This is a genomic window from Streptacidiphilus jeojiense (genome assembly GCF_000719095.1).
GTDB lineage: Bacteria > Actinomycetota > Actinomycetes > Streptomycetales > Streptomycetaceae > Streptacidiphilus > Streptacidiphilus jeojiensis.
In genome coordinates, this window is the sequence record NZ_JOEH01000017.1 from 79,551 (window position 1) to 93,679 (window position 14,129).

Below are 14,129 nucleotides of genomic sequence, written 5' to 3' on the forward strand. Positions count from 1 at the left end.
TCTCGGATTTCCACGGCGCCTTGGCGCCGCCTGAAACCCGCAGGTCGGAGGTACATTTCGGGAGGTCGCGAGGCTGGGAGCGCCGCTTGCCCACCGAGCGCGCGCCGAAGCGGCGGCCGGTGTCCGCCATTCTGCCCCTCAAGCGTCCCAAAATCGAAGAGGCAAGTTTTTCTGCCCCCTATTCCGTGTCGGTTCGAGACCTCGCCGATACCGGACCGAAACCTCTGGACGGGCTCTCGGCGGTGCTGCTAATGCATGGCTGAATGTGGCGAATGAGGGAATTTCCGACGTTCAATCCGTGCCTACCAGGCGGTAGTCATTTGTGTGAACCTCCGCACGCTGCCCCCGTTCTACGCGCGTCCAGCCAGGCGATCATCCAAGGACGCCCGGCCGCCCCAGTAGAGTGGGGGCTCCCCCCGCACCACCACTCACCGGGAGTACCCGTGGCACGCGTCGTTGTCGACGTCATGCTCAAGCCGGAGATCCTCGACCCCCAGGGCCAGGCGGTGCAGCGTGCGCTGCCGCGTCTGGGCTTCGCCGGGATCGCGGACGTCCGCCAGGGCAAGCGCTTCGAGCTGGAACTGGAGGGGCCGGTGGACGACGCCGCCCTCGCCCGGATCCGCGAAGCCGCCGAGACCTTCCTCGCCAACACCGTGATCGAGGACTTCACCGTGAGGGTGGAGGAGGAGAAGTGACCGCCCGCATCGGCGTCGTCACCTTCCCCGGCTCGCTCGACGACCGCGACGCCCAGCGCGCCGTGCGCCTGGCCGGAGCCGAGCCGGTCGCCCTGTGGCACCGCGACAAGGACCTGCACCAGGTCGACGCCGTGGTGCTGCCCGGCGGCTTCTCCTACGGCGACTACCTGCGCTGCGGGGCTATCTCCCGCTTCTCCCCGGTGATGGACACCATCATCGAGCAGGCCAAGGCCGGTCTCCCGGTCCTCGGGATCTGCAACGGCTTCCAGGTGCTGACCGAGTCGCACCTGCTGCCCGGCGCCATGCTGCGCAACGAGAGCCTGCACTTCGTCTGCCGCGACCAGAAGCTCCGGGTCGAGAACGCCGCGACCGCCTGGACCACCGACTACACCGTCGGCCAGGAGATCTCCGTCCCGCTGAAGAACGGCGAGGGCCGCTTCACCGCCGACGCGCGGACCATCGACGAGTTGGAGGCCGAGGGCCGGGTCGCCTTCCGCTACCTGGACGTCAACCCCAACGGCTCGATCAACGACATCGCCGGCATCACCAACGCCGCCGGCAATGTCGTCGGCCTGATGCCGCACCCCGAGCACGCCGTGGAGCCGCTGGTCGGCACCGGCCGCACCGACGGCCTCGGGTTCTTCACCTCGATCCTGAAGCAGCTGGTGAGCTCCTGATGACTCTCGACACGGTCAAGCACGCGACCGAGACCCCGGACGCCGAGCAGCCCTGGGCCGCCCTGGGCCTCAAGGCCGACGAGTACGCCCGCATCCGCGAGATCCTCGGCCGCCGCCCCACCGGCGCCGAGCTGGCCATGTACTCGGTGATGTGGTCCGAGCACTGCTCGTACAAGTCCAGCAAGGTGCACCTCAAGCAGTTCGGCGACAAGAAGCCGGAGACCGACGCACTGCTGGTCGGCATCGGCGAGAACGCCGGCGTGGTCGACGTCGGCCAGGGCTACGCCGTCACCTTCAAGATCGAGTCGCACAACCACCCGTCGTACGTCGAGCCCTACCAGGGCGCGGCCACCGGCATCGGCGGCATCGTGCGCGACATCCTGGCGATGGGCGCCCGCCCGGTCGCGGTGATGGACCCGCTGCGCTTCGGCGCCCCGGACCACCCCGACACCCGCCGGGTGCTGCCCGGGATCGTCGCCGGCATCGGCGGCTACGGCAACTGCCTGGGCCTGCCCAACATCGGCGGCGAGGTCGTCTTCGACCCCTGCTACCAGGGCAACCCGCTGGTCAACGCGCTCTGCGTGGGCGTGATGAAGCACGAGGACATCCACCTGGCGCAGGCCTTCGGCGCCGGGAACAAGGTCATCCTCTACGGGGCCAGGACCGGCGGCGACGGCATCGGCGGCGCCTCCATCCTCGCCTCGGAGACCTTCGACGCCACCAAGCCGTCCAAGCGCCCCGCGGTCCAGGTCGGCGACCCGTTCCAGGAGAAGCTGCTGATCGAGTGCACCCTGGAGGTGTTCCGGGAGCGGCTGGTCTCCGGCATCCAGGACTTCGGCGCGGCCGGCCTCTCCTGCGCCACCAGCGAGCTGGCCTCGGCCGGTTCCGGCGGCATGCGGGTCGAGCTGGACGACGTGCCGCTGCGCGACAACACGCTCTCGCCCGAGGAGATCCTCATGAGCGAGTCGCAGGAGCGCATGTGCGCGATCGTCGAACCGGCGAACGTGGACCGCTTCCTGGAGATCTGCGAGAAGTGGGACGTCATCGCCACCGTCATCGGTGAGGTCACCGACGGCGAGCGGCTGGAGATCTTCTGGCGCGGCGAGCAGATCGTGGACGTGCCGCCGCGCACCGTGGCCCACGACGGCCCGGTGCTGAACCGGCCCTTCGCCCGCCCGTCCTGGCAGGACGAGCTGCAGGCCGACGCCCCCACCGCCGAGCGCCTCAAGCGCCCGGCCGGCGGGGACGAGCTGCGTACCGCGGTGCTTCAGCTGGTGGGCTCGCCGAACCAGGCCGACAAGTCCTGGATCACCTCGCAGTACGACCGCTTCGTCCTGGGCAACACCGTGCTGGCCACCCCCGAGGACTCCGGCATGATCCGCGTCGACGAGGAGTCCAACCTCGGCGTCGCCATCGCCACCGACGGCAACGGCCGCTTCGCCAAGCTCGACCCGTACACCGGCGCCCAGCTGGCCCTGGCCGAGGCGTACCGCAATGTCGCCGCGACCGGCGCCAAGCCGCTGGCCGTCTCCGACTGCCTCAACTTCGGCTCCCCCGAGGACCCGGACGTGATGTGGCAGTTCGCCGAGGCCACCCGCGGCCTGGCCGACGCCTGCCTGACCCTGGGCACCCCGGTCACCGGCGGCAATGTCTCGCTCTACAACCAGACCGGCGCGGTGGCCATCCACCCGACCCCGGTGGTCGCCGTGCTCGGCGTGATCGACGACGTCAACCGGCGTACGCCGATGGCCTTCGCGGAGGAGGGCCAGCTGGTCTACCTGCTCGGCGACACCGCCGACGAGCTGGGCGGCTCGGCCTGGACCCAGGTCGCCCACGACCACCTCGGCGGCCTGCCGCCCAGGCTGGACCTGGAGCGGGAGCGGCTGCTCGCCGAGATCCTGATCTCCGGCTCCCGGGACGGCATGATCGACGCGGCGCACGACCTCTCCGACGGCGGCCTGATCCAGGCCCTCACCGAGAGCTGCCTGCGCGGCGGGAAGGGCGCCCGGCTGGTCGTCCCCGAGGGGCTGGACCCGTTCGTGTTCCTCTTCTCCGAGTCGGCGGGGCGCGCCATCGTCTCGGTCCCCCGCAGCGAGGAGCTCCGCTTCACCGAGATGTGCGGCGTCCGCGGCCTCCCGGCCACCCGCATCGGCGTCGTCGACGGCGACAGCATCGAGATCCAGGGCCAGTTCACGCTCCCGCTGGCCGAGCTCCACGAGGCCCACACCGGCGTCATCGAGGCCCTGATCGGCTGATCCGCCGGCCACCGGAGCACCCCGGCTGCCCCCGTCCCCAGGCGACCCCGCCCCGGGACGGGGGCAGCCGTGTCACGTTTGCCGCCGCTGTTCTGTCTTACCTGTGGACACCGCGATCCGCCGCGATCCAAGGAGGCAGCAAGCCATGGCCCGAATCTCCCTCGACCCGCCGCGCACCGTGCTCTTCCGCATCGGCGCGTGGTACTCCAGGCGCGTCTACGGCGCGGTGCTCGACCCCGGGAAGGCCTACGCCCACCATGCCGGGGTGCTCCTGGCGACCACCCGCTTCGAGCGCGGGCTGGCGCGCTGGAACCGGCTCGACCCCACGCTCAAGTCCCTTGCGGTGATGGCGGTCGCGGCCCGGATCGGCTGCTCCCGGTGCCTGGACTTCGGCTACTGGGAGAGCCACAGGAAGGGCGTCCCCGCGGTCAAGCTGCGCAGCGTCCCGGACTGGCGGGACCGCACCGAGGTCTTCACCGACCTGGAACTGCTGGTGATGGAGTACGCCGAGGCGGTGACCGCGACCCCGCCCGCGGTCACCGACGAGATGACGCAGTGTCTGATCGCCGACCTGGGCGAGCCGGCCTTCGTCGAACTCACCGCGATGATCGCGGTGGAGAACCTCCGCTCGCGGGCGAACAGCGCCTTCGGGCTGGTCGGCCAGGGCCGCTTTAAAGGCTGGAGCCGGGACCGCTGCGGGACCCCGCTCCGTCGGGTAGCTTCCGAGGCGTGACCGACGCCTCCGACGCCACCACTGCCACCACCACGACCGCCACCGATGAAGCCCTGCTGCTGTTCCAGCAGCACCGCCCGGTCCTCTTCGGCATCGCCTACCGGATGCTCGGCAGCGCGGCCGACGCCGAGGACATCCTGCAGGACGCCTGGCTCAGCTGGAGCCGGGTGGACACCGCGGGCGTCGCCGAGCCCAGGGCGTACCTGGCCCGCACGGTCACCAACCTGTCCCTCAACCGGCTCAAGTCGGCGACGGTGCAACGCGAGTCCTACGTCGGCCCCTGGCTGCCGGAGCCGCTGGTGACCGGGCCGGACGCCAGCGGCGGGGTGGAGCGGGCCGAGGCGGTCTCGATGGCCATGCTGGTGGTGCTGGAGTCGCTCTCGCCGCTGGAGCGGGCCGTGTTCGTGCTCAAGGAGGTCTTCGGCTTCCCCTACGCCGAGATCGCCGGAATGCTCGACCGCACCGAGGTGTCGGTCCGTCAGGTCGGCACCCGGGCCCGCAGCCACGTCCAGGCCCGGCGCCCCCGCTACGAGGCCCCGGCCGAGGTGCGCCGCCGGGCCACCGACGAGTTCCTGGCGGCCTGCATGGGCGGGGACCTCAACCGGATGATGGAGCTGCTGGCCCCGGACGTGACGGTGTGGTCGGACGGCGGCGGCAAGATCCGCGCCGCGCTGCGGCCCATCGTCGGCGCGGACAAGGCGGCCCGCTGGATCCTGGGCGTGCTGACCGTCCGTCCGCGCCCGGACCTTGCCGTGCACCCGGTGGACGTCAACGGTCAGCCCGGCCTGCTGCTGACCTCCGCCGGAGTGGCCGACAGCGTCTTCGTGCTGGAACTGGACGAGACCGGGATCACCGGCATCCAGGTGGTCCGCAATCCCGACAAGATGCGCAACGTCAGCGTTCCGAAGCCGCCTGAGGGCCCGGCAGCTGGGTCCGGTACCAGCTGATCTTCTCCTTCAGGTGCGACTGCTGGCTGCGCAGGTCGGCGACGGTGCGCTCGACCTGCTCGTCGTGCTCGACCAGCAGCGCCATCCGCTCGGCGATGGTGCTGTCGCCGGCCCTGGCCAGCTCGGCGTAGCGGCGCATCTGCGCGATCGGCATCCCGGTGTCCCGCAGGCAGCGCAGCACACCGAGCCACTCCAGGTCCTCGTCGGCGTAGCGGCGCCGGCCGCCGGGGCCGCGCTCGATCCGGTCCAGCAGTCCGATCCGCTCGTAGTACCGCAGCGTGTCCAGGCTGAAGCCGCTGCGTTCGACCACCTGGCCGGGGGAGAGGAAGTCCTTCATGGAGGAGAGCCAAGCACCTGGAGTCCGGTCCAGGTCAAGGGTTCTGGGTACGGTGACCGCATGATCGTGCCACTGGTCCCCGCCTCCGCCGACTACCTCGCCGCCGATGACGTGATCGACCACACCCATCCGGCGGTCCGGGCCAAGGCCGCGGAGCTGCACCGCGCCGGCGACGGCACCGCCACCGCCCGGGCGGCGTACGACTTCGTCCGCGAGCGGATCGCGCACTCGCGCGACCTCGGGGAGTGGAGCGCCGCCTACACCGCCTCGGACGTCCTGGCTGCGGGCAACGCCATCTGCCACGGCAAGGCGCACCTGTTCGCCGCCCTGCTGCGGGCCAACGGCATCCCGGCCGGGCTCTGCTACCAGCGGCTGGCCGACGACGTGCCCGGCGGCTTCGTCGTCCACGGCCTCAACGCCGTGCTGCTGCAGGACCGCTGGGTGCGGCTCGATGCCCGGGGCGGCGCTCCGGGGGCCGGCGCCCGGTTCAGTACGGACCCGGCCGACGAACGGCCCGCCTTCCCGGTGGACCCGGCGCAGCAGGAGGTCGACTACCCGACCGTCCACGCCACCACCCCGCCGGCCCTGCTCGACGGCCTGCGCGCGGCCCGTCCGGACCGGCACGGCTACGACTACTACCTGCCCGCCGCGCTCTGACGGGTCCACCGCTCCAGCCGGAGCCGGGAGACCGCCACCCCGGCCAGGCACAGCACGCCGCCGACCAGGGCCACCCAGCCGGGCACCTCGCCCAGGACCAGCCATCCCAGCAGCACCGAGATCGGCGGCACCAGGTAGGTGGTCACGCCCAGCCGGCCGGCGCTGGTGCGCGCCAGCGCGTAGGCCCAGGTGGTGAAGGCCACCGCGGTCGGCAGCGCGCCCAGGTAGACGGCCCAGGCGAGCGGGGAGGCATGGGCGTGTCCGGCCTCGCGGACCAGGGCCGGGGCGAACGGCAGGCAGGTGACCGCGCCCACGGTGCAGGCCAGGAAGGTGATCTGGAGCGGCGAGACCCGGGCCAGCAGCGGCTTCTGGATCACCACCGAGCAGGAGTACGCCAGCGCGGCGACGAAGCACAGCAGCACGCCCCAGCCGACCGAGCCGCCACCGCCGCCGGAGGAGGACAGGCCGATCACGACCAGTCCGGCGAACGAGAGCGGCAGTCCCAGCATCAGCGGCCTGGGGAACCCCTCCCGCAGCACCACCCCCGCGATCAGCACCAGCAGCACCGGCGCGACGCCCACCAGCATCGACGCGGTGCCGGCGTCCACCATCCGTTCGGCGGCGTTCAGGGCCACGTTGTAGAGCCCGAACCAGAGCACCCCGCAGGCGACGATCCCGGGCCAGTCCCGGCGGGCCGGGAGCGGCTCGCGCCGGATCGCCACCATCGTCCCGAGCACCAGGCTGCCGACCAGCAGCCGCGCCAGCGCCAGCGGCCCCGGTGCCAGCGCGTGGCCGGCCGAGCGGATCCCCACGAAGGCGCTGGCCCACAGCACCACGGTGACACCGGCGGCGGCCGAGGCCAGCAGCGCCTGCCTGCGGGCGGGGGAGGACGGCGCGGACGCGGGCGTGTCGGTGCGGACGGCGGGTTCGGTGGTCATGACAGTAGCGTCGCCGCCTCAATGTCCTGGCGGCAAGCGGGATTCGTGCCTACTCTCGCTCACATGCCGCCAGCCGACACCAGCTCACGGGAGCGCAGGGGCCCCCGGGCCCGCAGCTACGACCCCGCCCGCACCCGGGCCGCCCTCGCCGCCCAGACCGAGGTCCTCCGCACCGCCGTCCACGGCCTGTGCGCGGACGACGCGGCCGAGGCCCTGCTGGCCCGGCCCACCCGGCTCGGCGGGTGGCGGGTCCGGGAGCTGGTGGCCCATCTCGGCTTCGTCCTGGACTGGGTGCCGCGGAACCTCGGCGCCGACGTCCCGGCCGGCGCCGCGCTGCTCTCGCCGACCGCCTGGGTGACCGGCACCCGGACCGCCGCGGCCGACATCGACGAGGGCGTGCGCGAGTACGCGGCCGAGGCCTTCGGCGGCAGCCCCGGACAGGTCGCCGCCGAGTTCGACCGGGCCGCCGACCTGCTGCTGAGGACGCTCGCCGAGGAGCACGCCGCCGGCCTGGCACTGCCGACCCGCTACGGTCCGATGCTGCTCTCCGACTTCCTGGTCACCCGGCTGCTGGAGACCGTCGTGCACGGCGACGACCTGGCCGACGCCCTCGGCACCGAGGTCCCGCACGACCGGCAGGCGCTGGCCGCCACCACCCGGCTGCTCGCCGACGCCCTGGCCGGGCAGGCCCCCGGCGGCTCGGTGGAGCTGCGGATCCCCCCGTTCGCCGTGGTCCAGTGCGTGGCGGGCCCGCGCCACACCCGGGGCACCCCGCCCAACGTGGTCGAGACCGCCCCGCTGCCGTGGATCCGCCTGGCCACCGGCCGGGCCGCCTGGGCGGAGCTGCTGGACGTGGCGCAACTCACGGCTTCCGGCGAGCGCAGTGATCTTTCTTCGCTACTCCCGGTGATGGGCTGATCCGTTTCGCCCGATATCTACGCGCGTCGGCGATCCGCTGCGTGACCTGCGGCCGTCCCCCGTTCGGCTGGCACCGCCGGACTGCCCTAGACTCGGTGGCGTGCCACGCGGTGACGGACGACTCAGCCATGACCTCCTTCCCGGCGAGAAGGGCCCCCAGGACGCCTGCGGTGTCTTCGGTGTCTGGGCCCCCGGTGAAGAGGTCGCCAAACTCACCTACTTCGGGCTGTACGCCCTGCAGCACCGCGGACAGGAGTCCGCGGGCATCGCAGTGAGCAACGGCTCCCAGATCCTGGTCTACAAGGACATGGGTCTGGTCTCCCAGGTCTTCGACGAGACCTCCCTCGGCTCGCTGCTCGGCCACATCGCCGTCGGCCACGCCAGGTACTCCACCACCGGCTCCTCGGTGTGGGAGAACGCCCAGCCCACCTTCCGGGCCACCGCCCAGGGCTCGCTGGCGCTCGGCCACAACGGCAACCTGGTGAACACCGCCGAACTGGCCGAGATGGTCGCGCAGCTCCCCGGCGAGCAGCACGTCTCCCGCTCCGGCCGGTCCGCGGTCACCAATGACACCGACCTGGTCACGGCCCTGCTGGCGGGCTACCCGGACCTCTCCATCGAGGAGACCGCCCGGCAGATCCTGCCCAAGGTCAAGGGCGCCTTCTCGCTGGTCTTCATGGACGAGCAGACCCTCTACGCCGCCCGCGACCCGCAGGGCATCCGCCCGCTGGTGCTGGGCCGGCTGGAGCGCGGCTGGGTGGTCGCCTCGGAGACCGCGGCGCTGGACATCGTCGGCGCCTCGTTCATCCGCGAGGTCGAGCCGGGCGAGCTGATCGCGGTGGACGAGAACGGGCTGCGCAGCTCCCGCTTCGCCGAGTCCAAGCCCAAGGGCTGCGTCTTCGAGTACGTGTACCTGGCCCGTCCGGACACCACCATCGCCGGGCGGAACGTGCACCTCTCCCGGGTCGAGATGGGCCGCCGGCTGGCCAAGGAGGCCCCGGCCGAGGCCGACCTGGTGATAGCGACTCCGGAGTCGGGGACCCCGGCCGCCATCGGCTACGCCGAGGCCAGCGGCATCCCCTACGGCTCGGGCCTGGTGAAGAACGCCTACGTCGGGCGCACCTTCATCCAGCCCAACCAGACCATCCGGCAGCTCGGCATCCGGCTGAAGCTGAACCCGCTGAAGGACGTCATCAAGGGCAAGCGGCTGGTGGTCGTGGACGACTCGATCGTCCGCGGCAACACCCAGCGCGCCCTGGTCCGGATGCTGCGCGAGGCCGGCGCCGCCGAGGTGCACATCCGGATCTCCTCGCCGCCGATCAAGTGGCCCTGCTTCTTCGGCATCGACTTCGCCACCCGGGCCGAATTGATAGCGAACGGCCTGTCGGTGGACGAGATCGGCGCCTCGCTGGGCGCCGACTCGCTCGCCTTCATCAGCACCGAGGGCATGGTCGAGGCGACCGACCAGCCCCAGGAGCGGCTCTGCACCGCCTGCTTCACCGGTGAGTACCCGATGGAGCTGCCCGACCCGGAACTGCTCGGCAAGCACCTGCTGGAGGCGGAGATCGCCTCGGCCGGGCGCGCGCCGGGCGTGCGCAACGCCGGGAAGAACCGCAGCGACGCCGACGGCGTGCAGTCCATGCTCGGCGGCATCGGCGCGGCCGACGCCCTGCGCCGCCCCTGATTTTCGTCTCTCCCGTTGAAAGGGCCGTTCTGATGAGCGACCAGACCACTCCCGGCGCCGGCGCCGGCGCCACCTACGCCGCCGCCGGAGTCTCCATCGAGAACGGCGACCTCGCCGTCGAACTGATGAAGCAGTGGGTCTCCAAGGCCACCAGGCCCGAGGTGGTCGGCGGCCTCGGCGGCTTCGCCGGGCTGTTCGACGCCAGCGCCCTGAAGCGGTACGAGCGCCCCCTGCTCGCCTCCGCGACCGACGGCGTGGGCACCAAGGTCGCCCTGGCCGCCGCCATGGACAAGCACGACACCATCGGCCACGACCTGGTCGGCATGGTCGTGGACGACCTGGTGGTGTGCGGCGCCGAGCCGCTGTTCATGACCGACTACATCTGCGTCGGCAAGGTCCACCCGGAGCGGGTCGCCCAGATCGTCAAGGGCATCGCCGAGGGCTGCGTGCTGGCCGGCTGCGCCCTGGTCGGCGGCGAGACCGCGGAGCACCCCGGGCTGCTCGGCCCGGACGAGTACGACGTGGCGGGCGCCGGCACCGGCGTGGTCGAGGCCGACGCGCTGCTGGGCGCCGACCGGGTGCGGGCCGGTGACGTGGTCATCGCGATGGCCGCCTCCGGGCTGCACTCCAACGGCTACTCGCTGGTCCGGCACGTGCTGCTGAACGAGGCCGGCTGGAAGCTGGACCGCCGGGTCGAGGAGTTCGGCCGGACCCTGGGCGAGGAACTGCTGGAGCCGACCAGGATCTACTCGCTGGACTGCCTGGCGCTGATCCGGGCCACCGAGATCCACGCCTTCTCGCACGTCACCGGGGGCGGACTGGCCGCCAACCTGGCCCGGGTGATCCCCGAGGGCCTGCACGCCCGGCTCGACCGGGGCACCTGGACGCCGCTGCCGGTGTTCCGGACCGTGGCCCAGGTCGGCCGGATGGAGACGCTGGAGATCGAGAAGACGCTGAACATGGGCATCGGCATGGTCGCCGTGGTCCCGGCCGAGTCGGTGGACACCGTGCTGGCGGTGCTGGCCGACCGCGATGTCGAGGCCTGGCCGCTGGGCGACATCGTCGAGCGCGGCGGCGAATGGTCCGATGGCGGCGCAGCACTGTACGGCGCGTACGCGGAGTAGGAGAGTAGGGGCACGAGGGGCGCGCCGGTTGCGGCAGCGCCCCCGTCCAGTTCCGGCCCCTGTCCGCCGCGGGCCCGTCCGTCAAGGTCGGGGCCGGGTGGGCGAACGCCTTCGGTGCGCGGATACGCCGAAGGGCCGACCCGGTCGGCACCGGATCGGCTCTTCGGTCGGCTCGAAGAGGTCAAGCGTGTTTGCGGGCGTGGTGGCCCGCTGGCTCATCCTCTTCGTCTTCGTCGTCCTCGCCGTTGTACAGCTGTGCGTACGAGGCGTACGGATCGTCGTCATCCTCATCGTCATCGAGAGGCTCCGGATTCACCGGTTCCCTCGTTGGCGATGCGCCCAGCTCGTTGGCCAGACGTGACGGGTCGAAACCCACGTCGCCGTACTTCAGCTGGCGGGCGACCTTTGTCTGCTTGGCCTTGGCCCGGCCGCGCCCCATGGCTCGACCCCCTCAACGACGGGGCTCATGGCCCCGAGTCTTGACACGCGTTCATGATGAAGAACGACCCCTCGCCGGAGTGAGAGGGTCGGTCCTTAGAGCAATAACGGTACCTGCTTACAGCGCCGTACGGTACGCCGCCCGTGCGACATGCCGCACCCCGGCTCGGGTTGTGACCATATCGATGCAGGTCAGAGCAGGAATGAGTGGCTTTCGCAGGACTCGTCCCGGAGCGCCGGAAGGGGCCGCTCCAGGACGATTGTCCCCCGTCCGGGCACTCCGTATCCCTCGGACGGCCCTGTCAGGTGAGAATGCCGTTCTTGTCTGCTTCGCCGTCGGCGGCCCCGTCGGGGGCGCTGCTCCGGCCGTCGGTCGGGCTACTGCTTCCGGGGTCCGGTGAGCAGGATCGAGCGGAGCCGGCCGATGTCCGCCATCCGGCGTTCGGCCAGGCGGTCCGCGGAGACGGCCGGGGGCACGCCGTCGGCCCGGGCCCGGTCGAAGATCTCCAGGGTGGTGTCGAAGATCTTCGCGGCCTTGGCCCTGGCCCGCTCGAAGACGAAGCCCTGGATCTCGTCCGCCACCTGGATCACTCCGCCGGCGTTCACCACGTAGTCGGGCGCGTAGAGGATCCCGCGGTCGGCGAGGTCCTTCTCGACGCCGGGGTGGGCCAGTTGGTTGTTGGCCGCGCCGCAGACGATTCCGGCGGTGAGGGCCGGGACGGTGGTGTCGTCCAGTGCGCCGCCGAGGGCGCAGGGGGCGTAGACGTCCAGGTCGGCGCGGATCAGCGCGTCGGCGTCGGCGACGACCTCGACCTGGGGGTGCTCGGCGCGGACCCGCTCGACGGCCTCCGCGCGGACGTCGGTGACCACCACCCGGGCGCCCTCCTCGACCAGGTGCCGGACCAGGTAGTGGCCGACCTTGCCGATCCCGGCCACGCCGACCCGGCGGCCCTCCAGCGAGGGGCTGCCCCAGCGGTGCTGGGCCGAGGCGCGCATGCCCTGGAACACCCCGAAGGCGGTCAGCACCGAGGAGTCCCCGGCGCCGCCGTGCTCGGGGGAGCGGCCGGTCACGTAGTCGCACTCGCGGGCGACCACGTCCATGTCGGCGACGTAGGTGCCGACGTCGCAGGCGGTGACGTAGCGCCCGCCGAGGGACTGGACGAAGCGGCCGTAGGCGCGCAGCAGCGCCTCGCTCTTGTCGCCGCCCTCGGCGCGCGGGGCCGGATCGCCGATGATCACGGCCTTGCCGCCGCCCAGGTCGAGTCCGGCCAGGGCGTTCTTGTAGGACATCCCCCGGGCCAGGTTGAGGGCGTCCTGGACCGCCTCCTCCTCGGAGGCGTAGGGGTGGAACCGGGTGCCGCCGAGGGCCGGGCCCAGGGCGGTGGAGTGGATGGCGATGACGGCCTTGAGGCCGCTGTCGCGGTCGTGGCACAGGACGACCTGCTCGTGGCTGTCGCCGGGGGCCGCTTCGGTCTCGGAGGCGAAGATCCGGCGCAGTACGCCGGAGCGCTCGCTGACATCGGTCACGGTGGTGACTCCATTGTCGGACGGCGCCCGCTGATGTGGTGCGGGCGTTGTGTCTGAAGCGTAGGACCGGCGTGGCTCGCCGTGCGACGATGCGGGACGTGGCTACCTTGCGGACCTCGGTACGACCTCCCTACGCCGCCTACTTGCGCGTGTACGAGCCGCTGGCTGCCTTCCGGGAGCCGGAGCGGTCCTACTGGCAGGGCTATGCCGCGGCCCGGCGCGGCCCGGCGGCGGTGGCCGGGGCGACCGCGCTGGAGGAGGCCCGGCGGCGGCTGGCCGACCTGATCGCGGTGCCGCCGGTGGCCGTGCCCGAGCAGGAGAGCCGGGAGGCCTTCGTGCACGAGGCGGACGGCGTGGTCTACCTCTGCCCGTGGCGCACCCGGCTGCGGAGCTGGATGGCCCTGGAGGAGCTCCAGGAGCTGCTCCCGGCGCCGCTGCTGGACGCGGCGGTACCGGCGGGCGTACGGGCGGCCGCGGAGGCCGACTGGGACCGCTGGAGGGCGCAGAACCCGGACGGGCGGCCGTGGATCCTCACCGAGACCTGGAACGTGCCGGTGCGCTGGTTCCTGCTCTTCGGCCCGGAGGACCGGGAGTTCGAGCCGGGCCGCTGGACGGACGGCGCCGGCGCGGACGGCGGCGACGGCGCGGACACCTCGGACGCCGCGGAGGGCGCGGACGAGCCTGCGGGGGGCGTGAAGCGGCGGACCGCGCCGGTGATGCGCTACCGGACACCGATGGCCCAGGCGCGCAGGCGGGTCGCCCGCGGTTTCCGGGTGCTCCGGGACACCCTGGACGAGGGGCCGATGGTCGCCGGGGTGGAGGAGGTCGGCCGCTGGCTGGAGGAGTTCCACCCCCGTTCGCTGGTGGAGCTGGACTACGGCGGCCTGGTGGACGTCATCCCCGAGGAGGGCCTGGCGGCGGACCGCTCGGTCGAGGAGGTAGCCGAGGGAATAGCGGCTCTGCGCGAGGGGGACGGCGCCGGGGCGGGCCGCTCCTACCGGGCGCTGACCGAGCGCTGGCGGCGGGTGCAGGAGCTCCAGTACGCGAACTGACGGTGGGTCGGATCGTCCCGGCGGGCGCTCGGGAACGGCTCTGGCGGAGTTCCGCCACGACAGTTCACGCCACGGCTGGACCAGACCACCTCTGGGGACGCATGGCATCCTTCCCTCATACGTCACACGGGGGCTTATCTCCCGCCC

The 14,129-nt window shown here is 72.2% G+C and carries 15 protein-coding genes; 11 read left to right on the forward strand and 4 right to left on the reverse strand.

Annotated features, from left to right (window positions below; genetic code table 11):
• Positions 1–86: 86 nt before the first annotated feature.
• The 6 genes from IF29_RS46200 (at position 87) to IF29_RS0122905 (ending at position 5,307) form a co-directional block, all read left to right on the forward strand.
• Positions 87–263, forward strand: a complete 177-nt coding sequence (locus IF29_RS46200) for a hypothetical protein (protein ID WP_157623880.1) — start codon at positions 87–89, stop codon at positions 261–263.
• A 180-nt stretch (positions 264–443) separates the two neighbouring features.
• Positions 444–695, forward strand: a complete 252-nt coding sequence (purS, locus tag IF29_RS0122885; protein ID WP_030258068.1) for a phosphoribosylformylglycinamidine synthase subunit PurS — start codon at positions 444–446, stop codon at positions 693–695.
• On the forward strand, positions 692–1,372 hold the full coding sequence (purQ, locus tag IF29_RS0122890) for a phosphoribosylformylglycinamidine synthase subunit PurQ (protein WP_030258071.1): 681 nt from the start codon (positions 692–694) through the stop codon (positions 1,370–1,372). The genes purS and purQ overlap by 4 nt, the downstream gene beginning before the upstream one ends.
• The gene (gene purL, locus IF29_RS42320) at positions 1,372–3,627 is read left to right on the forward strand and encodes a phosphoribosylformylglycinamidine synthase subunit PurL (protein WP_037596208.1); all 2,256 of its coding nucleotides are present in this window, start codon (positions 1,372–1,374) and stop codon (positions 3,625–3,627) included. Before purQ ends, purL begins: the two co-directional genes overlap by 1 nt.
• A gap of 145 nt (positions 3,628–3,772) precedes the next feature.
• Positions 3,773–4,360, forward strand: a complete 588-nt coding sequence (locus IF29_RS0122900) for a carboxymuconolactone decarboxylase family protein (RefSeq protein ID WP_030258074.1) — start codon at positions 3,773–3,775, stop codon at positions 4,358–4,360.
• Positions 4,357–5,307: an RNA polymerase sigma-70 factor gene (locus tag IF29_RS0122905; RefSeq protein WP_084714801.1), complete on the forward strand. Its 951-nt coding sequence runs from the start codon at positions 4,357–4,359 to the stop codon at positions 5,305–5,307. Before IF29_RS0122900 ends, IF29_RS0122905 begins: the two co-directional genes overlap by 4 nt.
• Here the strand turns inward: IF29_RS0122905 and IF29_RS0122910 are convergent.
• The gene (locus IF29_RS0122910; RefSeq protein ID WP_030258078.1) at positions 5,255–5,644 is read right to left on the reverse strand and encodes a MerR family transcriptional regulator; all 390 of its coding nucleotides are present in this window, start codon (positions 5,642–5,644) and stop codon (positions 5,255–5,257) included. The two genes, IF29_RS0122905 and IF29_RS0122910, sit on opposite strands and share 53 nt — an antisense overlap.
• A gap of 60 nt (positions 5,645–5,704) precedes the next feature.
• Between IF29_RS0122910 and IF29_RS0122915 the strand changes: the two genes are divergently transcribed.
• Entirely contained in the window at positions 5,705–6,301 is a 597-nt protein-coding gene (locus IF29_RS0122915) for a transglutaminase-like domain-containing protein (protein WP_037596211.1), read from the forward strand.
• Here the strand turns inward: IF29_RS0122915 and IF29_RS0122920 are convergent.
• Positions 6,280–7,239, reverse strand: a complete 960-nt coding sequence (locus IF29_RS0122920; protein ID WP_030258082.1) for a DMT family transporter — start codon at positions 7,237–7,239, stop codon at positions 6,280–6,282. The genes IF29_RS0122915 and IF29_RS0122920 overlap by 22 nt on opposite strands.
• A gap of 63 nt (positions 7,240–7,302) precedes the next feature.
• Between IF29_RS0122920 and IF29_RS0122925 the strand changes: the two genes are divergently transcribed.
• The 3 genes from IF29_RS0122925 (at position 7,303) to purM (ending at position 10,965) form a co-directional block, all read left to right on the forward strand.
• On the forward strand, positions 7,303–8,157 hold the full coding sequence (locus IF29_RS0122925) for a maleylpyruvate isomerase family mycothiol-dependent enzyme (protein WP_030258085.1): 855 nt from the start codon (positions 7,303–7,305) through the stop codon (positions 8,155–8,157).
• Between the two features lie 100 nt (positions 8,158–8,257).
• The gene (gene purF / locus IF29_RS0122930; protein WP_030258087.1) at positions 8,258–9,841 is read left to right on the forward strand and encodes an amidophosphoribosyltransferase; all 1,584 of its coding nucleotides are present in this window, start codon (positions 8,258–8,260) and stop codon (positions 9,839–9,841) included.
• Between the two features lie 32 nt (positions 9,842–9,873).
• Positions 9,874–10,965 carry a phosphoribosylformylglycinamidine cyclo-ligase gene (purM, locus tag IF29_RS0122935; RefSeq protein WP_030258088.1) on the forward strand — a complete coding sequence of 364 codons (1,092 nt, stop codon included), beginning with the start codon at positions 9,874–9,876 and terminating at the stop codon, positions 10,963–10,965.
• Positions 10,966–11,146: 181 nt separating this feature from the next.
• Here the strand turns inward: purM and IF29_RS45170 are convergent, their stop codons facing one another.
• Positions 11,147–11,404 (reverse strand): DUF3073 domain-containing protein, encoded by a 258-nt coding sequence (locus IF29_RS45170; RefSeq protein WP_084714803.1) that lies wholly within the window; start codon positions 11,402–11,404, stop codon positions 11,147–11,149.
• A 377-nt stretch (positions 11,405–11,781) separates the two neighbouring features.
• Positions 11,782–12,930 carry a Glu/Leu/Phe/Val dehydrogenase dimerization domain-containing protein gene (locus IF29_RS0122945; protein WP_030258091.1) on the reverse strand — a complete coding sequence of 383 codons (1,149 nt, stop codon included), beginning with the start codon at positions 12,928–12,930 and terminating at the stop codon, positions 11,782–11,784.
• Between the two features lie 98 nt (positions 12,931–13,028).
• Here IF29_RS0122945 and IF29_RS0122950 point away from each other — a divergent pair, with 98 nt between their 5' ends.
• A complete protein-coding gene (locus IF29_RS0122950) occupies positions 13,029–13,982 on the forward strand; it encodes a DUF8083 family protein (protein ID WP_332262556.1) in 954 nt (317 codons plus the stop codon).
• Positions 13,983–14,129 lie beyond the last annotated feature (147 nt).

Coding starts and splice junctions, on each gene's coding strand:
- purL (WP_037596208.1), top strand. CDS start 1,372: ATGACTCTCGACACGGTCAAGCACGCGACCGAGACCCCGGACGCCGAG.
- IF29_RS0122900 (WP_030258074.1), top strand. CDS start 3,773: ATGGCCCGAATCTCCCTCGACCCGCCGCGCACCGTGCTCTTCCGCATC.
- IF29_RS0122910 (WP_030258078.1), bottom strand. CDS start 5,644: ATGAAGGACTTCCTCTCCCCCGGCCAGGTGGTCGAACGCAGCGGCTTC.
- IF29_RS0122915 (WP_037596211.1), top strand. CDS start 5,705: ATGATCGTGCCACTGGTCCCCGCCTCCGCCGACTACCTCGCCGCCGAT.
- IF29_RS0122920 (WP_030258082.1), bottom strand. CDS start 7,239: ATGACCACCGAACCCGCCGTCCGCACCGACACGCCCGCGTCCGCGCCG.
- IF29_RS0122925 (WP_030258085.1), top strand. CDS start 7,303: ATGCCGCCAGCCGACACCAGCTCACGGGAGCGCAGGGGCCCCCGGGCC.
- purM (WP_030258088.1), top strand. CDS start 9,874: ATGAGCGACCAGACCACTCCCGGCGCCGGCGCCGGCGCCACCTACGCC.
- IF29_RS45170 (WP_084714803.1), bottom strand. CDS start 11,404: ATGGGGCGCGGCCGGGCCAAGGCCAAGCAGACAAAGGTCGCCCGCCAG.